We start from the raw sequence: 25,859 nt of genomic DNA, 5'->3' as shown, positions 1-25,859 counted from the left end.
TGCCGTAGACCTCGGACCAGCCCAACCGCTATTTCAGCCATTCATCCACTTCAGAGGAGTCCATCTGCAGTAGCAGGGCGCCCAGCCGCAGCTTGCCATTGGCGAGGGCCAGCACGGCAAACACGGATTCCAGCATGACTGGGTCAAACTGGCCCTGCGGGTCGCGCGCGGCGATGGCGGGCAGCTGCGCCCAGGCTGCCTGGTGGTGCAGCTCTTCCCACAGCTCATGCCACACGTCTTCGCCCGCCTGCATGGCCTTGAGCGCCTCGGCCACGTCGTAAGGCATGCGGTAGCCGCCTTCCAGGGTGGGCCAGATGGGATCGTCGAGTGATAGCAGCATTGCTTTCCTTCCTTCATCTATACAAGTAATTCTGGTTGGCGCGCATACGCAAACATATGCTGCACATATTCGGCCTTGCCAAGCGGCACGCCGTTATGGCGCAGGATGTTGTAGGCCGTCACCAGGTGAAAATAGAATTGCGGCGTGGCCCAGTTCAGCGCATATTCCAGGCCCGTCATGTCGAAGCTCAAGCCGCCGGCCAGGGTGATCGATACTTGCCGCTCGGCGCCGGCGTCGACCGCTGCGCGGTCCGCCGAAGCGAGCATCGCCAGGGTGTCCTCGATCAGCGCCTTGGCTTGCCGCATGTTGGCGGGCGTGGCGAGCCGGGGCAGCGCTTGCTGCGTCAGCCGGCACACGGCTTCCTGCGCCTGGGTGCAGGTGAATTCCACCTGCCGCGCCAAGGTGTGCATGTCGGGTGCCAGCCGCGCGTCGAGCAGGTGTTGCGGATCGAAACCCAGTGCCTGGGCGCGTTCCTCGCCTTTGATGAGCAGCGTCGTCAGGGAGCGCAGCATCTGTGCAAAGCAGGGGATGGTGATGGCGTAGACCGACATGGACTTCCTCATGTAGTTGGGGATGAGTTGGGAGCGGAAAGGCGCGCGGCTCTTGCGCAAACGGGGCGAAGCTTGGCATGCGGCCATGCGCTCAGGCGCCCACATTGAATAGTTCGGCCTTCCAGAGTTCAAGGGCGGTCGGCATGCATACATAGAGGGGCAAGAGCGATGCCAGCATTATGCCCGGGTCAGCCTTGTTTCAGCGTGCCGATTGAACATGCTACAGTCCGCCTTTGCCGCCAGCCCGGCGCGGCGCGGCGCCCCTTTGGATCTTGCCCGATGCCCACCTGGACTTCCCCGCCACAACTCGTCGCCCTCGCCACCTTTTATGCGCAGGCGCAAGCCCAGCCGGATGCCTTTAACGATGCGGTCTTCCTCGAGACCGTCAAGGCTGCCCACTGGCCCACCAATTGCTGGAACTATGTGGAAGCGTCGTTCGCCATCATCGCGCCCGCCTGCCTGCTGCGTCCGCAGTTGACCGCCGAGCTGATCGCCTTGCCCATCGCCGCGATGATCGCCGGCGGCCTGGAGGATGCGGGGCAGGTCATCGCGATAGGCCTGGCCTGCGCCATGCGCGACGAGCCGTATGTGGCGCTTACCGAGGAGGGCGAGCGCTGGCTGACGCAGGTGTGGCCGACTATGGGCACGATGGCCGAGGCAGTATTCCAGGCCGGGTGGCAAGCGGCGATGGCGGAGGATGAGGACTAACTAAGCCCGTGCTTGACCTCGAAAGTCGGTTTGCGTTAGGGTATACGTAACTACTTACATATATCCTGTTCATCATGTCCTCCAACCTGCAAGTCTACGGCTCGCTGATGCTGGCCAGCCGACTGCGCCGTCTTTCCGATCAACTGTATGCCGGCGTCGATACCAGCTATGTGGCCGCTGGCGTCGAGCTGACGTCGCGCTGTTTCCCCTTGTTATTGCTGCTGCGCGACAACGGCCCCACGGCGATCACGGCCCTGGCCGCGCAGATCGGGCAGACGCATCCGGTGGTGGTGCAGCTGGGACGCAGGCTGCTCGATGCCGGCGTGGTGGCGGAAATGCCGGATGCCAAGGATGAGCGGCGCCGGTTGCTGGCGCTGTCCGACGCCGGGCAAGCCTTGCTGCGCAACATGGCGCCCCTGTGGGACGATGTGCGCGCGGCCGTCGATACGGTATTTGAGCACGGTACGTCGCAACTGATGGCCAGCCTGGACCGGGCGGAAGCGCGTTTGCAGGCGCAGGGTTTCGGCGAGACGATCGCCGCCTGCTGGCGCCAGCGCGAGCAGGCCGCCGTGGAGATCATCGACTACGCCGCGCCCTACGCGGCCGATTTCAAGCGACTGAATATCGAATGGCTGGAGCGCTATTTCTATGTCGAGGCGCTGGACGACATGGTGCTGTCCGATCCGCAACGCTCGATTCTTGACGCTGGCGGGCAGATTTTCCTCGCGCGCCTCGATGGCAAGATCGTTGGCACTTGCGCCCTGATCCGCGCCGGCGACGCCAGCATCGAGCTGTCGAAGATGGTCGTCACACCCGAATGCCAGGGTCTGGGCATCGCGCGGCGGCTGATCGCACGGGCCTTCGACGCCTTCGAGGCCAGCGGCGCAAAACTGCTGTTCCTGGAGTCGAACAGCAAGCTGGCGCCGGCCATCCGCCTGTACGAAAGCAGCGGTTTTACACACGTGGCGCGGCCTGCCGGCGACGCCCATTACCAGCGCGCCGACGTCTACATGGAGTGGCAGGGCAGGTAGCACACGCGAGGGCGCCACGCGGCGCTCCCCATCGGCCGTCTCCCGCGTTACAATACGCGCACCCAATAACGGAACCCAGGTTCCACTATCGAGAGACGCCGACGCCGCATGCCTTCCTTCCCGATGCCCTTCCCGCAGATGATCGTTCCACCGGAGCCCACCCAGGCGCGCAGCAAGCAAGCGTTCGAGCGCTTGCTGCTGGTGGGCGAACAGTTGCTGGCGGAAAACCGTTTCGATGAAATCGGCGTGGCCGACCTGGCCAGGCTGGCGGAAACATCCGTCGGCACCTTTTACCGCTTGCTGGGCGACAAGGACACCCTGAGCCGCTTGCTGCTGCAGCGCTTTTTTTCCGACATGGTGGAAAAGGTCGAGACGCTGACGGAACTGCGCCAGTGGGAAACGCGCAGCCTGGAAGACTTCATCCGCGCCATGGTAGCCATGTTCGTGGCCGTGAATGGCGGGCGCAGTGGCGTCTTGCGGGCCTTGATCACGCGCGCGTCGCAGGATGCGCAATTTCGAGACAGGGTGCATCAGATCAATCATTTGATCTCGCAACGCACGGTTGCCGTGCTGGCCAGCAAGTCGGCCAGCATCCGCCACCCGAACCCCACGCAGGCGATGATGGTGGTGCCGCCCGTGCTGCTGGGCATCCTGAACCAGCACACCTTGACGGGTTCGCTGTCCTTTTTATCGGGCGCGGCACTGGAAGATGAACTGGTGCGTGTTGCTTTAAATTACCTGACTTGAGATATTTATCGATTTAGCTTGAAATCGGAATTCGGATTCCGTATTATGTTTTCCAACAGCAGGAAAACAGATTCCTGCACCTGAACACAAAGCATGTTCAACAGCAAGGAGACAGAATGCGGCGTCACACGACATCCGATGTTCCATTGCATTACCTCGACCTCGGCACGGGGCAGGGCGAGCCTGTGTTTCTGCTGCATGGCCTCGGGTCCTGCGGCGAAGACTGGCGCCCGCAGATCGACGCCCTCGGCAGTCACTATCGCCTGATCGTGCCTGATATGCGCGGCCATGGCGCCAGTCCCGCGCCTGGTGGCGACTGGCAGATCGGCGACTTCGCCAACGACCTCTTCAACTTGATGGACCAGCTCGACGTGCCGCGTGCGCACATCGTCGGCTTTTCCCTGGGTGGAATGGTGGGCCTGGAAATGGCCAACCGCGCCCCTGGCCGTGTGGCCAGCTTGTGCCTGATCAATTCCCAGCCGTTCCAGGGCAGCAAGCCGGCGTCTTTGCTGTTTGCCTACTGGCTGCGCCGCACGGTGATCGCCACCCTGGGCTTGAAGCCCATGGGCAAGATCATCGGCAAGAAACTGTTTCCCGATCCATCCCAGCAAGCGCTGGTCGAGCGCTTCGCCACGCAGATGGCAGGCATGGACAAGCGCGCCTACCTGGCCGCGCTGGATGCCATTTTCCATTGGGATATCGACATTCATTTCCAGGCCCTGGCCATGCCCGTCTTCATCATGGCGGCCGACCAGGATTACACGCCCGTCGCCAGCAAGCGGGCCTTTGCCGCACAGTTTCAGCAGTGCGAGATCGAGATTATCGCGAACTCGCGCCACGCCACGCCCCTGGACCAGGCGCAGCGTGTGAATACCTTGTTGCAGTCCTTCCTCGCCACACATTCAAAATAAACAGGCCACTTGCCGCACGGGCAGGGGGCCGGGAAACAGTCATCGCAGGGCAGGTGCTCGCTATACGCGCGCGGGTACCGTTACGTCTTGCGCTCCTGGAATCCGGCCGTCTTCCCTGGTGGCAAGCAAGCTTGACATTGGAGACGCTATGAAACTTGCTTTGAAATTAATGCCCGCCGCCCTCGCCGTTGCCGGTGCCTTCAGCTTTTCCATCCAGGCGCTGGCACAGGAGGCCGCCACGTCTGCCGCCGCCAGCGCCCAGAGCGCCAGCGAAGCCAGCGAAGCCAGCGACGCGAAAGAACGCATGGAAACCGTCACCGTTTCCGCCCGCCGCCGCGAAGAGCGGCTGCAGGATGTGCCGCTGGCCGTCACGGCGTTTTCCGCCAAGGCCCTGGAACGGGCGAATATCCAGAACCTGGCCGACTTGCAGGAGCGCGTGCCGAACCTGACCGTATACGCTTCGCGCGGCACGAATACCACCCTGACGGCTTTCATCCGCGGCGTGGGGCAGGCCGACCCCGTATGGGGCGTGGACCCGGGCGTGGGCATTTATTTTGACGACGTCTACATGGCCCGTCCGCAAGGCGCCCTGCTCGACGTGTTCGACGTGCAGCGCATCGAAGTGCTGCGCGGTCCGCAAGGCACCCTGTACGGCAAGAACACCATTGGCGGCGCCATCAAGTACATTTCGCGCCCCTTGGCGAAGGAAAACGGCGCTTCGGCGGAAGTGGGACTCGGTAATTACAATCAGCGCAACTTCAAGGCTGCCTTCAATCTGGCCAACGAGAACGGCACCTGGCGCGCGCGCCTGGCCGCTGCCAAGCTGGACCGCGATGGTTTCGGGCGCAACACCTTCAATGGCGAACAGGTCAGCGACCAGGACAGCACGGCTGCGCGCCTGTCCATCGGTTATTTTCCGCAGGATATCCCTTTGACTGTCGTGCTGAGCCTGGACGCCACGGACGACAAATCGGGCGTGCGCGGCTTCCAGCGCATGGGCGTGAGCGCTTTCGATCCGCTCAAGCGGCCCGCCAGCACGGATGCGTATGACATCCAGAGCGGCATGCCGGGCAACAACTTTACGCACAACCGGGGCGGTTCGCTGGTGGCCAACTATACGCTGTCGAACGAGTGGTCCGTGAAGGTGATCGGCGCCAAGCGGCGCAGCACGTCCGAGCAAACCATCGACTTCGACGGCTTGCCGCAGCCGATTGCCGACGTGTTCGGCGACTCGCGCGACGAACAGAAGAGCCTGGAATTGCAGGCCTCATACAGCGGCGACTATGGCGCTGGCGTGATCGGCCTGTACCGCTTCGAAGGCACGGCCGGCGGCGGCATCTACAACAACTTTCTGGGACGCCAGTTCACGGCCGCCGTCAGCACGGTGGAGACGGACAGCACGGCGCTGTACACGGACTGGACCTGGCCGCTGGGCAAGGTGTGGAGCATCAATGCGGGCTTGCGCCACACGCGCGAGGAAAAGCGCGCCATCGTGCTCAACCGCGCCTTCGCTGACGTGGGCTTTACGCGGCCCATCCAGACGGCGGCCGACTTCGACAAGTCCTTGTCGGTCAGCAATACCTCGCCGAAAATCTCCGTGCGCTATGAAGCGTCGAAGACGACGAATTTCTACAGCAACCTGTCGCGCGGTTTCAAATCGGGCGGCTACAATGTGCGCGCCAACAACCTGGTGGTGCCCGATTCCGCGCGGCCCTACAAGGATGAAAAACTCGACGCGCTGGAAGTGGGCATGAAGTATGCGGCGCCGGACGATACGTTCGATGCCAATGTGGCCCTGTTCTACAACCGCTACAAGGATATCCAGCTGTCCGTCTTCACCAGCTATGTGCAGCCGGGCGGCGTGCCGGGCTTCTATGGCGACTTCACAAATGCAGGCAAGGCGACCGTCAAAGGCGCCGAGTTCGAATTCTCGTGGCGGCCCAACCGCCAGTGGGAAGTCAACGGTTTCCTCGCTTTGCTGAATGCCAGCTATGACGAGTTCATGAGTGGCGGCAAGAACATTGCGGATACGCAAAAGTTCAGCAATACGCCACGTCGGCAAGTGGGCTTGAACCTGACGCGCACGGACCGCGACGTGTTTGGCGGCGCCTTGCGCAGCATGGTCGGCTATGGCTACCGCAGCAAGGTGTATCCGACCACGGACTTGAGCGAAGCCCTGGCGCAAGGCGGTTACAGCATCTGGACGGCTGGCGTCGTCTGGGAAGCGCCGAAGAACTGGACCTTCAGTTTGCATGGCAGCAACCTGGGCAACAAACGTTACCGCACGGATGGCTACAACATTCCCGCCGTGTTCATCCTCGACGGTTTCTATGGTCCGCCGCGCCAGATCATCGCCAAGGCAGGTTACAAATTTTAAAGTTCTTCACTGCCGGGGCTGGACCCGTTGGGTCCGGCCTCGCCGGTCGGAAGTGCCGGCTTGATGTGTCTCAAGCCGGTTTGTTGTCGCTGTTTTCGTCGTTAATAATAATCAGGAGACTGGCATGGCATCTAAACTGCGTTACTTGTTATCTGCACTCATCGCCGCCTGCGGCTTGCTGGCCGCGCTGCCGGCCACCGCCGGGCAGTGGGACTTCGGCCTGTATGCGAGCCTGTGGGGTTCGCGTGAATACCAGGTGTGGCTACCGAGCAATTACAATCCGAACACGCCGCTGCCCGTGGTGCTGATGCTGCACGGCTGCGGTTCCGAGCCCAACAGCATGGCTGCCGTCAGCCGCTACAACCAGCTGGCCGACAGCGAAAATTTCATCGTCGTCTATCCGCGCCAGAACGCCACGGCCAACCCCATGCGCTGCTGGAATTTCATGCTGCCGCTGAACCAGGAACGGGGCACGGGCGAACCGGCCGTGCTGATGGGCATCTTGAACAAGGTCAAGAACAAGTATGCGGTGCAGGATAGCCGCGTGTATGTGACGGGCATTTCGGCGGGCGGCGCCATGGCCTCCATCATGGCCGCTTGTTACTCGGATGTGTTCGCCGCCGTGATGGTGCATTCTGGCGGCATATACAAGGGCGCCATCGGCATGCTGACGGCCGCTGATTCGCTGTTCAACGGCAGCGCGTTCGACCCGAAAGTGCGGGGCAAGGATGCCTGGCGCTGCTCCGGTTCGCCGCGCCGGCTGATGCCGACGATGGTGTTCCACGGCACTTCCGACATCGTCGTCAACCCGGTCAACGGCGAGCAAACCATCGAGCAATTCCTGCAGACCAGCGATTACGGCGACGATGGCCTCGACAATGACAGCGTGCGCTACCGTGCCGACAGCATCGTGCGCCAGACGGTGCCATACGGCCGCAGCTATTCCATCGACACCTATCTGCACAACGGCGCCGTCATCGCGCAAAAGTACACGGTGGAAGGCATGAACCATGCGTGGAGCGGCGGCCCTCCCGGCTGGCCGTTCAGCGATGAACTGGGACCGGACGCCACCGTGATCAGCTGGAATTTCTTCAAGAATTACCAGCGCTGATGCTGTGAGGAAATGTGCAGCTTGTACAATGGGACGCAGCGATAGCGCCCCATTTTTATGCTTGTGAACCATCCCATGCCTGTTTGCCGCCTGCTGTCCTGTCTTGCCGTTGCATTGCTGTCTGCTTGCGCCAGTGTCGGCCCGTCCGCGCCATCGGCGTCCTACGCGCAAGCGTTCGAGCGTGCCGCCCAGCAAGACAGCATGCGCAGCGAGTGCGACTGGAACGTGCGCTATGCGCCCGTCGCACCCAAGGACGCCAGCGTGGCGCAACTGCAGGCCATCGCCACGGCGCGCCTGGCGGTCTTGCAACTGGCGCCAGCCTGGACCTTGTCCATGCCCGGCAGCGAGGCGCACGCCTTTAGCGACGCGGAGCAAGACCGCGCCGGACTGCAATTGTTACTGAGTATCGTCTTGCCTGCCATGGAACGCTACCCGGCAGGCGTCTTCGCGCGCACGGGCTTGCGTCACGTCGTCTTGGTCAAGGACTTGAGCGTGGACGGCCAGCGCCGCCTGGCCATGCCGGCGCCGGAAATCGACAGCGTCGTCTACGCCGACAACTTGCTGGCCGCAATGTGTCCGTCCGGCATGGAGCTGCGCGTGCACCACGAGTATTACCATTTCATCGAATACCGCCTGTTCAACGATTTCTACTACCGCGACCCCGCCTGGCTGGCCCTGAACCCGCCCGGCACAGCCTACGGCCAGGGCGGCGCTACGGCTTACGGCAAGGGCTTCCAGAACCTCGGTCACCCGCAACCGGGACTCGTCAGCCTGTACGCAGGCTACGGCCCCGAGGAAGACAAGGCGGAAGTGTTTGGCTGGATGATGACGCCTGCGTATGCGTTGCGGCTGGAGCAGTGGAGCTTGGCGGATGCAGCGCTGGCGGCCAAGCGGCACGTCTTGTGGCAAGTACTGGACAGCAGGACAACTTCTGACTAAAGATCAGCCGGTTTCGCCAGCTGGCACACTTCCTGACACCCGCTCCTCCCTGTATTTCGTGGTAACTATATAATCTGCGCTTGGGCGATACCCGCCCCTGAACTCCGATGGAAGGAATGCCATGCCAAGATATATTGTGCGCCCTTTGGCGCTGTGTGTAGTGTCGGCCGTGTGCTTCTCTGCCAGTGCCGCCGAGGCGGTGGCGGTGGATGCGCAGCAGCGCGCGTCCTTGCTGGATTTTTATGCGCAGCAATATCCGGGCGAGCCCGCTGCACGCACCGTGTTCGAGAGCGTGCCCGTGGTAGGTGGCCGCGGCAGCGAAGTGGTGGGCAGCGTGGAAACGCCGCCGTATCGCGGCCATGGCGCGCTGTGCCGTACGCAGCGCACCAAGTTCGTGTTGCACGGCGAGGGCAAGCAGGCGGGCTGGCAGGAGGCGGGCATGGAGTATTACGCCTGGCTCGACCGTGGCACCTGCCGCGCGGTGACCGAACCCGTGCGCATGCTGCAGCGCATTCCCGATGTGGAGCTGGAAGGCGTGTTGCTGTACCAGAAGCCGCTGCTGGAGCGGGCACGATTATTAATGGCGGGCAATACGGCCTGCGCCCCATTGCGGGCGCTGAAGTTTACGCTGGCAGCCGTCGACGTGGGCTCCGCTGCGCCGCGTGCCGAAGAGCGCTATGCGCTGGTGTTCAAGAGCGACCGCGACAGCTACGCGCGTGTCTGGCTACGCAAGAGCGGTGCCCAGTATGACGCCTGGAATGTGACTTGCCCGCCAGTGCTGTAAGCTGCGCACCCTCGATTTATTTTTTTGACTGTTGCAACCATGAACCAGAATTCCACTTCCGCCCGCAGCTGGGGCACCATCGTCACGCACAGCGACGAGATGGCCATCATCTACCGCTATGTCGACGCCTTCCATGACGACTGGGACCTGTCGTCGCAGCCGGATCGCATCATCATCGCTTGGCGTTATGAGGACGAAACGGGCATGCCCGCGCCGAACGAGCGCGAGCACATGGAAGAGCTGGAAGCGGCGCTGGCGCCCGTGGTGGAGGAGGGCGGCTTCGCCACCCTGGCGCTGGTATCGACGGGCGAAAACTTGCGCGAATGGATTTATTACACGCAGTCGGGCGAAGAGTTTTTCAATCGCCTCAACACGACGCTGGCATCGCGCCCGAAATTCCCGATTGAAATTCGCAGCGCGGCCGACCCTGCCTGGTCCACGTATGCGGGATTTATGGCCGCCCTGCCGAAGTAATTACGCCAGCGCCGCCGTCACGATGCGCGTGGCGGCCGTGATGATGTCCTGGTTGGTGTCCGCTTTTTTCTGTTCGCGCGTGTAGTACACGGCGATCAGCAGTGGCGCGCCGCTGGCCGGGTAGGCCACGCCGATATCGTTGACGCTGCCGTAGGCGCCCGAACCCGTCTTGTCGGCCACCTGCCAGCCGGCCGGCACGCCGGCGCGGATGCGCTTGTCGCCCGTCGTGTTGCCGCGCATCCAGGCGTCGAGCTGCTGGCGCTGCGGTGCCGGCAAGCTATTTCCCAATAACAATTGCTGCAGGCTGTGCGCCATCGACGCAGGGCTGGCCGTGTCGCGCACTTCGCCTGGGATGGCGCTATTGAGTTCTGTTTCCCAGCGTTCCAGCTGGAATACCGTATTGCCGATGCTGCGTGCAAACGCCGTCACGGCTTGCGGCCCGCCTAATACTGTCATCAAAAAATTGGCCGCGCTATTGTCGCTGTACTGCAAGGTGGCGGCGCACAGGTCCGCCACGCTCATGCCGTCGGCCAGATGCTTTTCCGTTATTGGCGAATACGTGACCAGGTCTTTTTTCTCGTAACGCACGTGCTGATCCAGCAAGCCCTGCTGGCTGACGCTGCGCGCCAGCACGGCGGCCGCCAGCATCGCCTTGAAGGTGCTGCACAGGGGAAAGCGTTCGTCGGCGCGATAGGCGACGCGCAGGTCGCTGCCCTGGCGCCAGGCGGCAATGCCGAGGCGTCCGCCTGCAGCCTGTTCCAGCGCGGCCAGTTGCGTCTGGGCGGCGGCGATGCGGGTGGCGGGCGCGGCAAACAGCAGCGGTGTCGGGCACAGCAGGGCGGCGCCGCTGGCCAGCAAGAGGTGGCGGCGGACGTGGTTTGGGGATTCAGTCATGGTCTGCAGGTGTTTTTGGTGTGGAAAGGGTGGCCAGCAGTTCGCCGATGGCGAGCAGGCTGGCCGGTTTGGTCAGATGGTGGTCGAAGCCGGCCGCGCTCGATTGGCTGCGGTCGTTTTCGGCGCCCCAACCCGTCAATGCGACGAGCACGACGTTGGCGCCGGCCGGTATCTGGCGCAGCGCGCGCGCCACGTCGTAACCGCTCATGCCGGGCAGGCCGATGTCGAGGAAGATAACGTCTGGCAAAAATTGCGGCGCCACGGCCAGGGCTTGCTCGCCGTCGTGGGCCACTTGCGTGGCATGGCCCATCATGTCGAGCACGGCGGCGAGGGTATTGGCCGCATCGGCGTTGTCGTCGACCAACAGCACGCGGAAGCGTGGGCCGCTGGTGGCGCCGGCCGGCGAGGCCGGCGCGGCGGGAATGGTCAGTGCATCGGGTGCGGCTGGCTCCGCCGCCAGCAGGGGCAGGCGCACGCTGAAGGTGCTGCCCAGGCCGGCGCCGGGACTGGCCGCCGTGGCGCTGCCGCCATGCAACTCGGCCAGGCGCCGTACCAGCGACAGGCCGATGCCCAGGCCGCCCTGAGCCCTGCCCATGTTTTGCCCTACCTGCGTAAACATGTCAAACACGGTCGTGATCGATTCTGCGGGAATGCCCACGCCGCTGTCCTGCACTTCGATCAGCACCTCGTTGCCGTCGTGCAAGGCGCGCAAGTTGATGTGCCCGCCTGCTGGCGTGTACTTGGCGGCATTGTTGAGCAAGTTGCCCAGCACTTGCGCCAGCCGCGTGGGGTCGGCCTCGAGCCGCAGCGGTTCTTCAGCGAGTTGCACCTGCAACTGGTGGCGGCCCGCTTCGATCAACGGCATGCTCGTTTCCACGGCGCTGGCGATGATGGTTTTCAAGTCCGCCCGTTCCAATTTGAGTTCGATCTGGCCCCGCGTGATGCGGGCCACGTCCAGCAAATCATTGACCAGATGCACCATCTGATTGACTTGCCGCTCCATCACGTCGCGCACGCGCGCCACGGTGGCGGGCTTGTCGGCCGCCAGGTGCATGATTTGCAAGCCGTTGCGGATGGGCGCCAGCGGGTTGCGCAGTTCGTGCGCCAGAGTGGCCAGGAATTCCGTCTTGCGCCGGTCCATCTCGGACAGGTTGTCGGCCAACTGGCGCAATTGCTGCTCCGAGCGCTTGCGCTCACTGATGTCGCTGAACAGCACCGTCAGCAGACGGCTGCCGGGGCCGCCCAGGCGCGCGGCGAAGACTTCGAACCAGCGCTCCATGGCCACGGCTTCGTTTTCGTAGCGCACGGGCTCGCCGGTTTTGACCACCTGGTCGTACAGGTCGAACCAGTGCTGGTCGTGCTCGGGCACGAAGCTGCGGATGGTCTTGCCGATGGCGTTCTCCAGCCCCGACTGCTTGACGAAGGCAGGGTTGCCTTCCAGGTAGCGGAAATCGATGGGGCGGCCTTGCTCGTCATACAGCATTTCAATGACGCAAAACGCCTGGTCCATCAGCTCGATCAGGGTGCGGTAGCGTTCCTCGCTGCGGCGCAGCGCATCTTCCACCTGTTTCTGGCGCGTGATGTCGAGCAGGACGCCTGGAAGTTGCAAGGGCGTGCCATCGGGTGCGTATTCCGCGCGGCCCCGCGCGATGACCGAGCGGCACTGGCCATCGCCGGCACCGATGCGGTAGCTGGCCTCGAACGGCGCGTGCGCGTGCAGCGCCTGGGTAATCTGCGCGCTGACTTGCTCGCGGTCATCGGGATGGATGATGTCCAGATAGCGCGCCAGCGGCGCCGCCGTGGCCGCACCGGCATTGACGGGGAACAAGCGTGCCATATTGCTGTCGGCCGTGACCCGGTCTGCAACGATGTCCCAGTTCCAGGTGGCCACTTCGCCGGCCGCCAGGGTCAGGCGCAGGGTTTCCTCGTTCTGCTTGCTGGCCGTCAGGTCGAGCGAAATGCCGGACAGGGCAATCACGTTGCCGGCGCCGTCGCTGGTGCAGGTGCCGCGCATGTGCGCCCAGTGCAGCGAACCGTCGGGCCAGCGCACCCGGAGGTCGATCTCGAAATCGCTGGCGCTGGCGATGGCCGCATGCACCACCGTCTGCCACTGCTGCAGGTCGCCCTCGAGCATGGCGCCCGTCAACTGTGCGTAATCGATGTGGCTGGCAAGCGGCAGGCCCAGATTGGCCTTGAACGCATCGGAGCAGGCCATGCTGCCGCTGCCCAGGTCGATCTCCCACGTGCCCATGCGACCGCCCTGCATGGCCAGGCGCAGCCGCTGTTCCGTCTGCCGTTGCTGCGTCACGTCGCAATGCGAGCCCAGCCATTCAACGATGCTGCCGTCGGGCCCGCACACGGGCAGCATGCGCACGATCATATTGCGGTAGGTGCCGCTGACGTGGCGCAGCCGGTATTCCGCTTCGAACACGGTCGTCAGATGCGACGGCATGACGTAAGGCAAGTTGCGGTCGTCCGGATGCAGGGCATTAAGCCAGCCGCGCCCCAGCAGTTCGGCTTCGGTCTGGCCCGTGAAGGCGCGCCAGGAGGGCTGGTCGGCATCGAACTGGCCGAAGGTTTTCGTGCTCCAGACGATGTCGCAATGGGCGCCCAGCAGTAAATGTGCGGCCTGGGCGGCGGCGATGGAGGACGGGACGGCGTTGCTGGGCTGGCTCGGTTCTGACATGGAGGCGATCGACGATGGTGCAAGGGGGGCAGGGGCCGCCACCGCACTGGAATGGGGCGGCCTTGCAACTCAATTATGGCGATATTACAACTATTTTTACCCTCAGGGCTGTCTTGCAGGATGCCAGTTCTGCTTTCGGCTGACCAGGAGAAAAAGGTGCGCCCTGCGGCAAATCATCGGGTGAAACTGCAAGGCGAGGGCGCTATTGTGGCTGAATAACCACTAGTCTGCCCTTTATGTTGATGAATGAATATTTTACATAACAATATTCTTGCAGCGCATAAGGCGCTTGAATTAAATTGGCGCCTTACTCAAAAGTTGGTGTTCATCAGACATCCCAGAGATGCGGCCGGAACCGCTGTCAGCTTGGAGGACAGCCAGGGCAGAGCCAGTGACGCCAGGAGCGGAGAAACATCCGCTCGCGCTGCTGCACCATGACGGTGCGGAGAACGCCAGCGCCGTACATAAGCCGGAGACAGGTTGGAAGACAGATTTCGCAATTCTTTTTTAAACTTCTGGGAAACAACATGATCAAGATGTCCAAGATGCACCAGCGGTTGTGCGCCAAAAGCGCCGCCATGCTGGCACTGTCCGCTACCCTGCCTATCGGTTCGGCGTATGCAGATGAAGTCGCTGCTGATACGGCGCCTGCCGCCAGCCAGCTGGAAACCGTGACGGTGACGGCGCAGCGCCGCAAGGAAAATATCCGCGACGTGCCCGTCTCCGTGTCGCTGTTGCGCGACGAGAAGCTCGACGTGCTGGTGTCCGGCGGTCAAGATATCCGCGTGCTGGCCGGCAAAGTGCCGAGCCTGAACGTGGAATCGTCGAATGGCCGTACTTTCCCCCGCTTCTACATCCGCGGCTACGGTAATACCGACTTCAACATCTTTGCATCGCAACCTGTTTCCCTGATTTACGACGATGTCGTGCAAGAAAACCCCATCCTCAAGGGCTATCCGATTTTCGACGTGGCTGGCGTGGAAGTGCTGCGTGGCCCGCAAGGCACCTTGTTTGGCCGCAACACGCCTGCCGGCGTGGTCAAGTTCGAATCCGTCAAGCCGAACCTGGATAAGGTTGAAGGCTATTACAACGTTTCCACCGCCACGCACAACACCAGCAATTTCGATGGCGCCGTCAACGTGCCGCTGAGCAAAGAATGGGCGCTGCGCTTCTCGACCCTGCGCCAGCACCGCGACGACTACGTCGATAACACCTTTACGGGCCAGAAAAACGCGCTGGACGGCTACAACGAACACGCCAAACGCGTGCAACTGCTGTACGCACCGAACACGACGTTCAACGCCCTGTTCAATGTGCACCAGCGCAATACCACGGGCAGCGCGCGTATCTTCTACGCCAACATGATCAAGCAGGGCACGAATGATATCGTCGACGGTTTCGACCCGAACAAGTCGTTTACGAATGCACCGAATTTCCAGCGCCTGCGCACCAATGGCGCCAGCGCGCGCCTGAGCTGGGACCTGGACGGCGTCAAGCTGTACTCGATCACCGGCTTTGAACAGGTCGGCAATTACGTGTCGCATGGCGACATCGACGGCGGCACGCCGACGGGGCCGGGCGACGTTCCCTTCCAGGTTGAAACGGCGGGCGGCATCACCAGCGTGAAACAATACTCGCAAGAATTCCGCGCCGAATCGAAGAATGCCGGTCCACTGAACTGGCAGGCTGGCGTGTACTACTTCAATGAAGATGCCAACGGCTTCACCGATAATTTCGATACCAACACGCACGTGCTGATCAAGCACCTGGCCAGCCGCCAGAAGAACTCCGCCTGGGCCACGTTTGGTTCCGTCAACTACGCCGTCAACGACGACTTCATGCTGCGCGCCGGTTTGCGCTACACCAAGGACAAGAAGGATTTTGACACGGTATCGGTCTACAACATCGATCAAAAAAATCCGAGCAGCGCCGATGTCAGCAAGGCCAAGGTCAACTGGGACTTGAGCGGCACGTATAAATACAACAAGGACGTGAACTTCTACGGCCGTATCGCCACCGGTTTCCGCGCGCCAAGTATCGCTCCGGCCAGCGACACGGTACCCGTGACGGTGGCCGATGCGGAAACCATCACCTCGTTCGAAGCCGGCGTCAAGGCCGACCTGTTCAACCGTCGCGCCCGCGTCGCCTTCAGCGTGTATGACTACCAGGTGAAAAACCAGCAGCTGACGGTGGTGGGCGGCACCTCGAACGTGACGCGTTTGATCAATGCAGCCAAGACGAATGGCCGTGGCGCCGAGCTGGAACTGGAAGGTTTTGTAACACCTAGCCTGAAGATGTCCCTGGGCGGCAGCTACAACTTCACGGAAATCAAGGACCCGAGCCTGTCGATCGCCACCTGCAATGCGAAACGCTGCAGCGTGACGGATCCAAAAAACGCCGCGGGCAACGCCATCATCGACGGCAATCCATTGCCGCAAGCGCCGAAGTGGACGATCACCGCCACGGGCCGCTACTCGATCCCGATGGAAAATGGCGAATTCTTCGTCTTCACGGACTGGGCTTACCGCAGCAAGATCAACTTCTTCCTGTATGAAGCAACCGAGTTCACCGGCAAGCCGATGGTCGAAGGCGGCTTGCGCGTGGGCTACATCTGGGATGCCGGCAAGTATGAAGTGGCCGCTTTTGGCCGCAACATCACGGACACCCAACGCATCACGGGCGCCATCGACTTCAACAACCGCACGGGCTTTATCAATGAGCCACGTCAATTTGGTGTGCAATTTAAAGGCAACTTCTAATTGCCTGATACCAGGCGCCGGCCCTTGCGGCCAGCGCCTGCTTCAACCCGCCCGGTTTGCGCCGCCGCGGGTTTTTTTATGCCCGCTCGGGAAGTTGCGCCAGCCGCTGCGCCCAGGCGGGTATGGCTTGCCGCCAGAAATTTTCCAGGTTGTCGGTGCGTACGTCGAGACCGAGGAAGCGGGCAGCAGGAAGCAGTGCCGACGCCAGCAGTTCGGCGGCATGCGTGCCCGTATCGAAGGCGAGGGCACCCGTCTGTTTTGACAGTTTCTCGCCTCTGGCATTATTGACGACAGGTACGTGCAAAAAGCCGGGATGGGGCAAGTCCAGCACATCCTGCAGATACAGCTGACGTGGCGTGGAATCGAGCAAGTCGGCGCCGCGCACCACCTGCGTGATGCCCTGCGCGCCATCGTCGACCACCATGGCCAGCTGGTACGCCCAGTAGCCATCGCCGCGCAGCACGATGAAGTCGCCCACTTCGCCGGCCAGGTTCTGCCGTTGCGCACCATGCCAGCGGTCGGCAAAGCCATACACGGCTTGTGGCCCCTCTGGCACGCGTAGCCGCAAAGCCCGTGCCGCTTTGCCCGGCGCCAGGCCATGGCGGCAGGTGCCCGGATACACGGCGGCTTTATTCTTGTGCATACCCGCTTGCACCACCGAATCGTGGATTTCCTTGCGCGAACAGCCGCACGCATACACGAGGCCATCATCCTGCAACTGCTTCAGCGCCGCCTCGTACAGCGGCAGCTGCCGGCTCTGCCACGTCGCCTCGCCATCCCACGCCATGCCGCAGCGCTGCAAGGTGGCCAGGATCGCCATATCGGCGCCCTCGACATTACGGTCATAGTCCAGGTCCTCGATACGCAGCAGCCACGTGCCACGATGCACCTTCGCATCGAGATAACTGGCCATGGCGGCAACGAGCGAGCCCATGTGCAGGGGACCGGAGGGAGAGGGGGCGAAGCGGCCGATGTAGGGAGCGGTGGGCAGGAGCATACGGATGAAGGTTGTTGACGGTAGTGATACGTGCTGGTGTTGCTATGAACCATGACTCATCTAAAGTAGGCAGCGCTAAGTATCGTTCAGAGTGATATTCAAGTCAAATTATGGCCCTGATTCATATGTGACTAGGGATCGTTGGCCGACTGTAGCAATAGCGAACACAAGCGTTTTGCGCGGCCGCAAGGTTCAATCGTTGAGTGAGGGCATCAATTGCATTTCGTAATGCATGTCATCGCGGTGGCGCGGTGTTGCCGCAGCGCCCAGGAAACTGTCGCAGCCGAGGCTGCCTTGTCCGGTGGCCATCAATGCCAGTCCCCGCACGTCGCTGGCGCGCAGCACCAGCACGATCTCGTAGCGCACCAGTGGCTGGCCGAACAGCATCAGCATGTGCCGCAGCGCCTGGCTGCCAGGCGCTCGCCGGCCTCATCCTTGCGCACCAGGGTGACGGCATCGATGCTGTGGATGTCGTAGGCAAACGCATGCGTGGTATCGGCCATCAGGGCGTAGTCGGGCTCGGTATGCGTGAGGCGGATCGGCACGCCGGACTTGGCGAACAGGTTGACGACGGGCGTGCAGCCGAGCAAGAGGTTGCCGGGGCTGACGCCGGACAAGAGCCTCGCCTCGTGGCTGTCGCTGCGCACGCCCTTGAGTGGCAGGTGCACGGTGAACTGGCGGCACTGTTGCGGCAGCAGGGCGGTCAGCCTGGACCAGGCGATATCGATGAAATGGAATTTTTCCGGAAAGGCGAAATACTCGGTCAGCAGGCGCAGCGCCGGGCGGGAACGGGCGGAAATGGGGATCAGCGCGTCGTCTTGTGCATAGCCTGCCGGCGTCAACAGCGTGCCATCGACAGCCAGCCACGGGCTGTGTTCGTCCAGCGCCACATACGCGCCCGCGCCGCGCAGGAACAGGGCGTCGAGCAGGGCCGCGCGCACGGACGGTTCGCCATCGGCAAACAGGCGCAGGCTGGCAAAACCCGTTTGATCCAGATGGCACTGAGCGCTGCTGCTGGTGAATTGAATGCTGAGCAGGGCGCTGGCGCCAGCAGGCAGGCGCAGGCCGGGCGGCGCGTCGATGAGCGGTGAAAAATGCAGGCGAGAAATGGCCAGCGGCGCCAGCGTCACGTCATACGCGCTGGTGAATTTGCAGGCCACGCCTTGTACCGGCTGCGAACGCAGCACCGTGCCGCGCGCAACATGCACAAGCTGGGCCAGCTGGCCGCCACCGGGTGCTTCGTCGGCGGTGATGCGCACGATGGAGCATGAGGGAAGGGCCGCAGATAGTGCGGGTACAGGGTGTCGAGCAGGGAATGGGTGAATTGCGGATAGGCGTCGTCGAGGCGCTTGGCGACCCTGGCCGTGAGCAGGACGACGGATTGGATCAGGCGCTCGATGTGCGGGTCTTCGCATGTCTCGCCGGCGATCAGCAGGCGCCCGGCCGCCTTCGGATAACGGCTGGAAAACTCGCGCGTGTACTGGCGGAACAAGCCCAGCTCGCGCTCGTAATACGGTAATAGCTGTTCCACGGTCGCGCTCTCCGCCAGCAAGAAAGCTTCATGCTGGCATCAGGCGCGAGCGTGGGTATTGATGCGTAACAATGAATTTTAGAAATGGTATTCCGCGCGTATCATCGGCGTCTTCGCCGTCTGGCCCACGTTGCCCGTGGTGGCGGGCGAGTTACCAAACTTGTTCTTCCAGTACTGGTATTCCAGGCCCACGCGGAAAGTGTTCTTGGCACTGCCCAGGGCCGCGCCCACGTCGTACATCACTTGCATGTCGATATTCGTTTCCACCGCCGTGTCGCGCCCCACTTCATCCTTGCCTTTGGAATCGATGAGGTTAAAAAAACCTTCGAACGAGAACAGCGGCGACAGGGGAATGGCCCAGGCGCCCGTCAGCATGGCGTGCGTTTTATACGTGTAGCGGCCCGTCACTTGCGAGATGGGCGGGAAGGCACCGCTGGGGGCGTTGCTTTCACGCAGCAACAGCAGGCTGGTGTTGAAGAAGCCGGGCACGTCCCACATCAAGGTGGGGCCGGCCACCAGCATGCGCTTGCGCGAGTTGTAGCCGACGTCATTTTTCGTGTTGACGTCGAAACCCAGGGTGACGCCGATGCCGCGCACGGGGCCGAACTTGATGTCGCTGCCGCGCACCTTGCCGATGTCGATGGTGTTGCGGTACACCAGATACGCCTCTTGCGCGCCGGAAGTCTTGCCCAGCGCGCCAGGGTCCTTGCTGTCGGACATCAGGAAATCGAGGTTGACGAAGTTGCTGCCGTATTTGTAGCCGCTGGCGTGCGTGATGGCAAAGATGTTTTTCTTGATGTCGTCCGGATTGAACGGCTCGCGGTAATCATTACCGGCGCGCCAGCTCAGCGCGGTATCGCTCCATTCGGCAGCCTGGGCGGTTGCGCCCACGCCGAGGGTGGTAGTGAGGCAGAGCAACAGACACGGTATGGTTTTTGGCACTTTCGGCTCCTGATAGCGGTGTTGGAAAACGGGAACTGGGGAGGGCAGGGCGCAGGGGGTTAGCCCACTAGAGCACATGAAGCGCTGCGATGGGGCATATTGCGCGCCGTTCAATCCATGATGCGAGCATCGCTGCATCGGACGATATGTATTTTCTGCATACTTACTATCATTTCCTGCATATAATCATCGCACCTTCTCGCCCTTGCGGGGCAAGGCGGCTGCTGTAAAGCTGATAATTTTTTTCAAAATTGTATACAGGTGTTGTTTTTTTGCGGAAATAGAAATGCGCGCCGCCACGCCCGCCCCCAAGCACCGCGGATGCCGATACGATAGAGACATCAGTTTGATTTTTCCCACCGGCGATCATGCAGCGAGGCACGAAAAAAACAATGACGGCACGCCTGGAATTACACGACATCAGCAAGCGCTATCCGTCCGTGGTGGCCAATGACGGCATCCACCTCAGCGTGGCGCCCGGACAGATCCACGCCGTGCTCGGCGAAAACGGCGCCGGCAAATCGACCTTGATGAAAATCATCTACGGCGCCGTGCAGCCCGATGGTGGCCGCATCCGGTGGAATGGCCGCGAAGTCGAGATCGCCAACCCGTCGGCCGCGCGCGCGCTGGGCATCGCCATGGTGTTCCAGCACTTTTCCCTGTTCGATACGCTCACCGTGACGGAAAACATCGCCCTCGGTTTGCCCGCCGGCACCAACATGACGGAACTGGCGCAGCGCATCGAGGCGACGGCGCGCCAGTACGGCCTGGACCTGGAGCCGCAGCGCCACGTGCACACCTTGTCCGTGGGCGAATGCCAGCGCGTGGAAATCGTGCGCGCCTTGCTGGCCAAGCCGCAACTGTTGATCCTCGATGAGCCCACGTCCGTACTGACGCCGGGCGCCGTGGAAAAACTGTTTACCACCTTGCGCCAGCTGGCGGCCGAAGGCTGCAGCATCCTGTATATCAGCCACAAGCTCGACGAGATCCGCGCCCTGTGCCACACGTGCACGGTGGTGCGCGCCGGCAAGAACGCGGGCGTGTGCGACCCATCGCAAGAATCGGCGGCCAGCCTGTCGCGCATGATGATCGGCGCCGAGCCGCCCGCCGTCACGCGCGTGGCGCGCACGCCCGGCGCGACCATGCTGAGCGTGCGGCAGCTGGACTTGCCGAAGAGCCATCCGTTCGCCACGCAGTTGACGGACATTAATTTCGACGTGCGCGCGGGCGAGATCGTCGGCATCGCGGGCGTGTCCGGCAATGGCCAGCAGGAATTGCTGGCGGCCCTGTCCGGAGAGGACATGCGCGCAGCCCCTGCCAGCATCGTCCTGAACGGCACGCCAGCGGGACGCTTGCCGCCGGGACGCCGACGCGCCCTGGGCTTCGGCTTCGTGCCGGAGGAAAGGCTGGGGCGGGGCGCCGTGCCCGACATGGGGCTGGCCGACAACGTCCTGCTCAGCTTGCAGACACCCGCCACCATCCGCCACGGCTTCGTGCGCCACAAGGTCATCGCGCAGCGGGCGGCCGCCATCATCGCGCGCTTCCAGGTGAAGGCGGGCGGACCGCAGGCGCTGGCGCGCAGCCTGTCGGGCGGCAACTTGCAGAAATACATAGTCGGACGCGAAGTCATGCGCGAGCCCACCGTGCTGGTGGTGGCGCAGCCGACCTGGGGCGTGGACGTGGGCGCGGCCGCGCAAATCCGTGCCGAATTGCTGGCGCTGCGCGACGCGGGCTGCGCCCTGCTGGTGGTATCGGAGGAACTCGATGAATTGTTCGAGATCAGCGACCGTTTGCTGGTAATGGCGAAAGGAAAAATTTCCCCGTCCCTGGACGTGGGCGAGGCCAGCGTGACGCTCGTGGGGCAGTGGATGAGCGGGCTGTGGCCGCAGGAGGCTGTCCATGGCTAAGTTTGCCTTGCGCCTGGAAGCCCGTCCTACACCGTCGCGCCTGATGTCGTGGCTGTCGCCCGTGCTGGCCGTGCTGCTGACCGTGTTGTGCGGCGCGCTGTTGTTTCTTGCACTGGGACACGATCCGCTGGCGGGCCTGGCCGTCTTCTTCGTCGAACCCTTGCGCGACGCGCACGGCTGGTCGGAGCTGGGCATCAAGGTGGCGCCGCTGCTCTTGATCGCCGTCGGACTGGCCATCTGCTTTCGCGCGAATATTTACAACATCGGCGCGGAAGGGCAGCTGACCCTGGGCGCCATCTGCGGCGGCGCAGCCGCCCTGTATCTCGACGATGGCGTGGGGAGTACGGCCATCATCGGCGTTTCCCTGCTGGCCGGCATGGCGGGCGGCATGGCCTGGGCGGGACTGGTGGCCTGGCTGCGCGACCGCTACAACGCCAGCGAAATCCTCGTCTCGCTGATGCTGGTGTATATCGCCCAGTTGCTGCTCAGCTATCTCGTGTACGGTGTGCTGCGCGACCCGGAAGGCTTCAATTTTCCGCAATCGAAACTGCTGTCCGACGGCTTGCTGTTGCCGATGATTGTGACGGACACGCGCTTGCATGTGGGCATCATCTTCGCTTTGCTGGCCTCGCTGGGCGGCTGGCTGTATTTGTCACGCAGCATTGCCGGCTTCCGCCTGCGCGTGGGCGGCATGGCGCCGGCCGCCGCCCGTTATGCGGGCTTTTCCTCGCGCAAGACCTTGTGGTCGTCCCTGCTGATTTGCGGCGCCCTGTCCGGGCTGGCGGGCGCGTGCGAAGTGCTGGGGCCGATGGGCCAGCTCACGCCCACCGTCTCGCCCGGTTACGGCTTTGCCGCCATCATCGTCGCCTTCGTGGGCCGGCTGCATCCGGTGGGCGTGATTTTTTCCAGCTTCGTCATGGCCCTGTTTTATATCGGCGGCGAACTGGCGCAGTCGCGCCTGGGCCTGCCCAGTGCCATCACGGGGGTGTTCCAGGGCATCTTGCTGTTTGCCTTGCTCGCTTGCGACGTGCTGATCCAATACAAACTGCGCTGGAGAAAACATGGATAACCTGGCCCTGACGATAGCGCCATTGATCGCCGCCAGCATCAATGCAGGCACGCCGCTGATGCTCGCTGCGCTGGGGCTGCTGGTCAATGAAAAGGCGGGCGTGGTCAATCTGGGCGCGGAAGGCATGATGCTGGTGTCGGCCATCACGGGCTTTGCCGTGGCCGTCAACACGGGCAGCCCCACCCTGGGGTTTCTGGCGGGGGCGGGGGCCAGCATGGTCTTGTCCGGCTTCTTTGCCTGGCTGACCGTGTGGCTGGGCACGAACCAGTACGCGACGGGCCTGGCCTTGTCGCTGTTCGGCGCGGGCGCATCCACGTATATCGGCCTGAAGTATGTGGGCAACAGCTTGCACAACGGCAGGTTTGGTATCCCTTTCCTGGAAGACATTCCCGTGCTGGGCCCGGCCCTGTTCCGCCAGCATGCTATGGTGTACCTGTCGCTATTGCTGTGCGTGGCTATCGCCTGGTTTTTGTATCGCACGCGGGCGGGACTGGTGCTGCGCGCCGTGGGCGAGTCGCCAGCGTCCGCGCATGCGCTCGGTTACCCTGTGCGCCGTATCCGCCTGGCGGCCGTGCTGTTCGGCGGCGCCTGCTGCGGCCTGGCCGGCGCCTTTTTGTCATTGGTGTACACGCCGCTGTGGGTCGAGGGCATGGTGGCGGGACGGGGCTGGATCGCGCTCGCACTGACCACGTTTGCCACCTGGCGCCCCGCGCGCGTGGTGGGCGGCGCCTACCTGTTTGGCGGCATCACGATTTTGACTTTCCACGCGCAGGCGCTGGGCGTGCCCATCGCCTCGCAACTGCTGTCGATGCTGCCCTATGTGGCGGCCATCGTCGTGCTGGTGCTGATCTCCAGCAATGCCAATTACATCAAGCTCAACATGCCCGCTTCACTGGGGAAAAATTTCAATCCCGGAAATTAATCACTCATCACAAGGAACACCATGTCCAAGAAATTACTGTGCGCCGCCGTCTGCAGTGCTGTTTTGATGCCCGCCATGGCCGCCGCGCCTGCCGCTGCCCCATTAAACGTCGGCTTCGTGTATATCAGCCCCATCGGCGACGCGGGCTGGACCACCCAGCATGACCAGGCGCGCAAGGAAATGGAGAAGGCGCTGGGCAACAAGATCACCACCAAGTATGTGGAAAACGTGCCGGAAAGCGCCGATGCGGAGCGCGTGATCCGCGACCTGGCGCAAACGGGCAGCAAGCTGGTCATCACGACCTCGTTCGGCTACATGAATCCCACCTTGAAAGTGGCGAAGCAATTTCCTAATGTGAAGTTCATCCACCTGACTGGCTACAAGACGGCCGTCAACGTGGCCAATACGAATGCGCGTTTCTATGAGGGCCGCTACCTGGCGGGCGTGTTGGCCGGCAAGATGAGCAAGACCCATGTGGCCGGTTATGTGGCGGCCTTCCCCATCCCGGAAGTGTTGCAAGGAGTTAACGCCTTCACGCGCGGCATGCGCAGCGTCGACCCTAAGGCGGAAGTGAAAGTGGTGTGGGTGAATAGCTGGTTCGACCCGGGCAAGGAACGCGACGCGGCCATCACCCTGATCGGCCAGGGCGCTGACGTGGTCACCCACCACACGGATTCGACCGCCGTGGTGCAAGCGGCGGAAGAGAAGGGCAAGTATGCGATCGCCTACCACTCGGACATGAAAAAGTACGGGCCGAAGGCGCAGCTGGCCGCCGTCACCCACCATTGGGGCGAGTACTACACGAAGCAGACGCAAGCCGTGCTGGACGGCACGTGGAAGTCCAGCAGCACCTGGGGCGGCATCAAGGATGGCATGGTCAAGCTGGAAGGCATCAACGCTGCCGTGCCCGCCGATGTGAAACAGTTTGTATTGGCGCGCGAGAAAGACTTTGTTGCTGGCAAGCTCAATCCTTTCAGCGCACCGATCAAGGATAACGATGGCAAGGTGCGCCTGGACAAAGGCGTGCTGGATGATGCGGCGCTGACGAAGATGGATTATTTTGTCGAAGGCGTGGCAGGAAAAGTTTCCGGAAAGTAATAGGAGTGGCTGTAAACATGCTGTAATATTGCCGGAAACGGGAGCCGGGCCGGGAGCGCATTCCCGGCCCATCCACACAGCAGAGCCTGAATAGGCCCGTACCGGAGATCGACCCATGGACAGACTGGAAGTATTCAAGATTATCGCGCTGCAAGCGAGCAAGGGCGAGCTGACGTTCCCCGCCAACGTCAAGGCCACCTTGAAGCTGCAGGAAGCGCTGGACGACCCCGATTGCCATATCGAAGCGGCCGCCCGCATGGTCATGGCCGAGCCGCTGCTGTCGGCGCGGGTCGTGGCATTGGCCAACTCGGCCGCCTACAACCGTTCCGGCAATGAAATCGCGAATGTACGCGCGGCCGTTTCGCGCCTGGGCTTTGCCACCTTGAAATCGATGGTGGCGTCCGTCATCGTGCGCCAGCTGGGTAGCCAGATCACGGACCCGCAATTGCGCGCCAAGTCGGCCAAGCTGTGGGAGCACACGGTCCACGTGGCTGCGTTGAGCCAGGTCATCGCCCGGAAAGTCACGCATGTGGACGTGGAAACGGCCATGTTCGCCGCCATCGTGCACGAAGTGGGCGGTTTTTATCTGCTGTCGCGCGCCGAGGAATATCCGGGCTTGCTGGACGACAATACGGAAGACTGGATCGAGTACGGCGAAAAACTGATCGGCCGTGGCGTGCTGCGCCAGCTGCAAGTGCCCGACATGGTCTTGCAAGCCGTGGAAGGCATGTGGCATGGCGGCAGTCCGTTCCCGCCCCGTACCTTGGGCGCGACCCTGGTGCTGGCCAACGATCTGTCGCCTGTGGGCTCGCCCCTGCACCCGCCGGAAAGCGCCGCGCGGCGCCAGGCGGCGGCGAAGATCGACTTCGGCATCGGCGGCAGCACCCTGCACACCATCCTGGAGGAATCGGCCGAAGAGATCGAATCCCTGGCGGCGGCCCTGCTGGTGTAAATTACTCGGCCATGAAATCCCCGCCCTTGCCGCGGGGATTTTTTTCGTCCGCATTTTGATGCATCTTTCCCCATGGCATACAATCGCCGGCCCGGCCATCCGCCGGACTGAATGTCTCCTCTTACCCAA

Annotated in this window: 22 protein-coding genes and 1 pseudogene; 15 read left to right on the top strand and 8 right to left on the bottom strand. The window is 62.6% G+C overall.

Annotated elements, in window-relative coordinates:
- Positions 1-28 precede the first annotated feature (28 nt).
- Together ACQ4WP_RS03255 and ACQ4WP_RS03250 are read right to left on the bottom strand one after the other, a co-directional pair.
- Positions 29-340, bottom strand: coding sequence for a hypothetical protein (locus ACQ4WP_RS03255; RefSeq protein ID WP_436518650.1), 312 nt, complete (start codon positions 338-340; stop codon positions 29-31).
- A 17-nt stretch (positions 341-357) separates the two neighbouring features.
- Complete coding sequence (locus ACQ4WP_RS03250; RefSeq protein WP_436518649.1) at positions 358-891, bottom strand: DUF1993 domain-containing protein; 534 nt, start codon at positions 889-891, stop codon at positions 358-360.
- A gap of 279 nt (positions 892-1,170) precedes the next feature.
- On the opposite strand from ACQ4WP_RS03250, the gene ACQ4WP_RS03245 reads away from it, so the two are divergent.
- The 9 genes from ACQ4WP_RS03245 to ACQ4WP_RS03205 all read left to right on the top strand — a co-directional run bounded on the left by ACQ4WP_RS03245 (position 1,171) and on the right by ACQ4WP_RS03205 (position 9,973).
- A complete protein-coding gene (locus tag ACQ4WP_RS03245) occupies positions 1,171-1,599 on the top strand; it encodes a hypothetical protein (RefSeq protein WP_436518648.1) in 429 nt (142 codons plus the stop codon).
- A 74-nt stretch (positions 1,600-1,673) separates the two neighbouring features.
- A complete protein-coding gene (locus ACQ4WP_RS03240; RefSeq protein ID WP_436518647.1) occupies positions 1,674-2,630 on the top strand; it encodes a bifunctional helix-turn-helix transcriptional regulator/GNAT family N-acetyltransferase in 957 nt (318 codons plus the stop codon).
- Positions 2,631-2,738: 108 nt separating this feature from the next.
- Positions 2,739-3,377 (top strand): TetR/AcrR family transcriptional regulator, encoded by a 639-nt coding sequence (locus tag ACQ4WP_RS03235; RefSeq protein ID WP_426072574.1) that lies wholly within the window; start codon positions 2,739-2,741, stop codon positions 3,375-3,377.
- Between the two features lie 116 nt (positions 3,378-3,493).
- On the top strand, positions 3,494-4,288 hold the full coding sequence (locus ACQ4WP_RS03230; RefSeq protein ID WP_436518646.1) for an alpha/beta fold hydrolase: 795 nt from the start codon (positions 3,494-3,496) through the stop codon (positions 4,286-4,288).
- 148 nt (positions 4,289-4,436) lie between these two features.
- Complete coding sequence (locus ACQ4WP_RS03225; RefSeq protein WP_436518645.1) at positions 4,437-6,665, top strand: TonB-dependent receptor; 2,229 nt, start codon at positions 4,437-4,439, stop codon at positions 6,663-6,665.
- Between the two features lie 124 nt (positions 6,666-6,789).
- Positions 6,790-7,776 (top strand): extracellular catalytic domain type 1 short-chain-length polyhydroxyalkanoate depolymerase, encoded by a 987-nt coding sequence (locus ACQ4WP_RS03220; protein WP_436518644.1) that lies wholly within the window; start codon positions 6,790-6,792, stop codon positions 7,774-7,776.
- A 75-nt stretch (positions 7,777-7,851) separates the two neighbouring features.
- Positions 7,852-8,715 carry a hypothetical protein gene (locus ACQ4WP_RS03215; protein WP_436518643.1) on the top strand — a complete coding sequence of 288 codons (864 nt, stop codon included), beginning with the start codon at positions 7,852-7,854 and terminating at the stop codon, positions 8,713-8,715.
- A 121-nt stretch (positions 8,716-8,836) separates the two neighbouring features.
- A complete protein-coding gene (locus ACQ4WP_RS03210) occupies positions 8,837-9,499 on the top strand; it encodes a hypothetical protein (RefSeq protein WP_436518642.1) in 663 nt (220 codons plus the stop codon).
- 39 nt (positions 9,500-9,538) lie between these two features.
- Complete coding sequence (locus ACQ4WP_RS03205) at positions 9,539-9,973, top strand: DUF695 domain-containing protein (protein ID WP_436518641.1); 435 nt, start codon at positions 9,539-9,541, stop codon at positions 9,971-9,973.
- On the opposite strand, the gene bla is transcribed toward ACQ4WP_RS03205, so the two are convergent.
- Both bla and ACQ4WP_RS03195 read right to left on the bottom strand, forming a co-directional pair.
- Entirely contained in the window at positions 9,974-10,867 is an 894-nt protein-coding gene (gene bla / locus ACQ4WP_RS03200; protein WP_436518640.1) for a class A beta-lactamase, read from the bottom strand. It abuts the gene before it with no gap.
- Positions 10,860-13,553 (bottom strand): hybrid sensor histidine kinase/response regulator, encoded by a 2,694-nt coding sequence (locus ACQ4WP_RS03195; protein ID WP_436518639.1) that lies wholly within the window; start codon positions 13,551-13,553, stop codon positions 10,860-10,862. The genes bla and ACQ4WP_RS03195 overlap by 8 nt, the downstream gene beginning before the upstream one ends.
- A gap of 527 nt (positions 13,554-14,080) precedes the next feature.
- Here ACQ4WP_RS03195 and ACQ4WP_RS03190 point away from each other — a divergent pair.
- Positions 14,081-16,312: a TonB-dependent receptor gene (locus ACQ4WP_RS03190; protein WP_436518638.1), complete on the top strand. Its 2,232-nt coding sequence runs from the start codon at positions 14,081-14,083 to the stop codon at positions 16,310-16,312.
- 76 nt (positions 16,313-16,388) lie between these two features.
- On the opposite strand, the gene gluQRS is transcribed toward ACQ4WP_RS03190, so the two are convergent.
- The 4 genes and pseudogenes from gluQRS to ACQ4WP_RS03170 form a co-directional block, all read right to left on the bottom strand.
- The gene (gene gluQRS, locus ACQ4WP_RS03185; protein WP_436518637.1) at positions 16,389-17,309 is read right to left on the bottom strand and encodes a tRNA glutamyl-Q(34) synthetase GluQRS; all 921 of its coding nucleotides are present in this window, start codon (positions 17,307-17,309) and stop codon (positions 16,389-16,391) included.
- Between the two features lie 192 nt (positions 17,310-17,501).
- Entirely contained in the window at positions 17,502-17,702 is a 201-nt protein-coding gene (locus ACQ4WP_RS03180; protein ID WP_436518636.1) for a hypothetical protein, read from the bottom strand.
- A pseudogene (tssF, locus tag ACQ4WP_RS03175) lies at positions 17,696-18,840 on the bottom strand (type VI secretion system baseplate subunit TssF). Before tssF ends, ACQ4WP_RS03180 begins: the two are co-directional and overlap by 7 nt.
- 78 nt (positions 18,841-18,918) lie before the next feature.
- Complete coding sequence (locus ACQ4WP_RS03170; protein WP_436518635.1) at positions 18,919-19,782, bottom strand: outer envelope protein; 864 nt, start codon at positions 19,780-19,782, stop codon at positions 18,919-18,921.
- Positions 19,783-20,174: 392 nt separating this feature from the next.
- Between ACQ4WP_RS03170 and ACQ4WP_RS03165 the strand changes: the two genes are divergently transcribed.
- The 5 genes from ACQ4WP_RS03165 to ACQ4WP_RS03145 all read left to right on the top strand — a co-directional run bounded on the left by ACQ4WP_RS03165 (position 20,175) and on the right by ACQ4WP_RS03145 (position 25,730).
- On the top strand, positions 20,175-21,689 hold the full coding sequence (locus ACQ4WP_RS03165) for an ABC transporter ATP-binding protein (RefSeq protein ID WP_436518634.1): 1,515 nt from the start codon (positions 20,175-20,177) through the stop codon (positions 21,687-21,689).
- Positions 21,682-22,758, top strand: a complete 1,077-nt coding sequence (locus ACQ4WP_RS03160) for an ABC transporter permease (RefSeq protein ID WP_436518633.1) — start codon at positions 21,682-21,684, stop codon at positions 22,756-22,758. The genes ACQ4WP_RS03165 and ACQ4WP_RS03160 overlap by 8 nt, the downstream gene beginning before the upstream one ends.
- Complete coding sequence (locus ACQ4WP_RS03155) at positions 22,751-23,680, top strand: ABC transporter permease (RefSeq protein WP_426072596.1); 930 nt, start codon at positions 22,751-22,753, stop codon at positions 23,678-23,680. The genes ACQ4WP_RS03160 and ACQ4WP_RS03155 overlap by 8 nt, the downstream gene beginning before the upstream one ends.
- A 21-nt stretch (positions 23,681-23,701) precedes the next feature.
- On the top strand, positions 23,702-24,778 hold the full coding sequence (locus tag ACQ4WP_RS03150) for a BMP family ABC transporter substrate-binding protein (RefSeq protein WP_436518632.1): 1,077 nt from the start codon (positions 23,702-23,704) through the stop codon (positions 24,776-24,778).
- Positions 24,779-24,893: 115 nt separating this feature from the next.
- Positions 24,894-25,730 carry an HDOD domain-containing protein gene (locus ACQ4WP_RS03145; protein WP_436518631.1) on the top strand — a complete coding sequence of 279 codons (837 nt, stop codon included), beginning with the start codon at positions 24,894-24,896 and terminating at the stop codon, positions 25,728-25,730.
- The last annotated feature ends 129 nt before the right edge of the window (positions 25,731-25,859 follow it).

Origin of the sequence: Janthinobacterium lyxosi (assembly GCF_051380665.1) — a bacterium.
Classification (GTDB): Bacteria; Pseudomonadota; Gammaproteobacteria; order Burkholderiales; family Burkholderiaceae_D; genus Janthinobacterium.
The sequence above is the reverse complement of the archived record's forward strand: the minus strand, read 5'-3'. Positions and strand labels throughout refer to the sequence as shown.

Coding starts and splice junctions, on each gene's coding strand:
- ACQ4WP_RS03235 (WP_426072574.1), top strand. CDS start 2,739: ATGCCTTCCTTCCCGATGCCCTTCCCGCAGATGATCGTTCCACCGGAG.
- ACQ4WP_RS03190 (WP_436518638.1), top strand. CDS start 14,081: ATGATCAAGATGTCCAAGATGCACCAGCGGTTGTGCGCCAAAAGCGCC.
- ACQ4WP_RS03145 (WP_436518631.1), top strand. CDS start 24,894: ATGGACAGACTGGAAGTATTCAAGATTATCGCGCTGCAAGCGAGCAAG.
- ACQ4WP_RS03180 (WP_436518636.1), bottom strand. CDS start 17,702: ATGCTGATGCTGTTCGGCCAGCCACTGGTGCGCTACGAGATCGTGCTG.
- ACQ4WP_RS03160 (WP_436518633.1), top strand. CDS start 21,682: ATGGCTAAGTTTGCCTTGCGCCTGGAAGCCCGTCCTACACCGTCGCGC.
- ACQ4WP_RS03220 (WP_436518644.1), top strand. CDS start 6,790: ATGGCATCTAAACTGCGTTACTTGTTATCTGCACTCATCGCCGCCTGC.
- ACQ4WP_RS03240 (WP_436518647.1), top strand. CDS start 1,674: ATGTCCTCCAACCTGCAAGTCTACGGCTCGCTGATGCTGGCCAGCCGA.
- ACQ4WP_RS03150 (WP_436518632.1), top strand. CDS start 23,702: ATGTCCAAGAAATTACTGTGCGCCGCCGTCTGCAGTGCTGTTTTGATG.
- ACQ4WP_RS03205 (WP_436518641.1), top strand. CDS start 9,539: ATGAACCAGAATTCCACTTCCGCCCGCAGCTGGGGCACCATCGTCACG.
- ACQ4WP_RS03245 (WP_436518648.1), top strand. CDS start 1,171: ATGCCCACCTGGACTTCCCCGCCACAACTCGTCGCCCTCGCCACCTTT.
- bla (WP_436518640.1), bottom strand. CDS start 10,867: ATGACTGAATCCCCAAACCACGTCCGCCGCCACCTCTTGCTGGCCAGC.
- ACQ4WP_RS03250 (WP_436518649.1), bottom strand. CDS start 891: ATGTCGGTCTACGCCATCACCATCCCCTGCTTTGCACAGATGCTGCGC.
- ACQ4WP_RS03215 (WP_436518643.1), top strand. CDS start 7,852: ATGCCTGTTTGCCGCCTGCTGTCCTGTCTTGCCGTTGCATTGCTGTCT.
- ACQ4WP_RS03255 (WP_436518650.1), bottom strand. CDS start 340: ATGCTGCTATCACTCGACGATCCCATCTGGCCCACCCTGGAAGGCGGC.
- ACQ4WP_RS03165 (WP_436518634.1), top strand. CDS start 20,175: ATGACGGCACGCCTGGAATTACACGACATCAGCAAGCGCTATCCGTCC.
- ACQ4WP_RS03225 (WP_436518645.1), top strand. CDS start 4,437: ATGAAACTTGCTTTGAAATTAATGCCCGCCGCCCTCGCCGTTGCCGGT.
- ACQ4WP_RS03195 (WP_436518639.1), bottom strand. CDS start 13,553: ATGTCAGAACCGAGCCAGCCCAGCAACGCCGTCCCGTCCTCCATCGCC.
- ACQ4WP_RS03230 (WP_436518646.1), top strand. CDS start 3,494: ATGCGGCGTCACACGACATCCGATGTTCCATTGCATTACCTCGACCTC.
- gluQRS (WP_436518637.1), bottom strand. CDS start 17,309: ATGCTCCTGCCCACCGCTCCCTACATCGGCCGCTTCGCCCCCTCTCCC.
- ACQ4WP_RS03155 (WP_426072596.1), top strand. CDS start 22,751: ATGGATAACCTGGCCCTGACGATAGCGCCATTGATCGCCGCCAGCATC.
- ACQ4WP_RS03210 (WP_436518642.1), top strand. CDS start 8,837: ATGCCAAGATATATTGTGCGCCCTTTGGCGCTGTGTGTAGTGTCGGCC.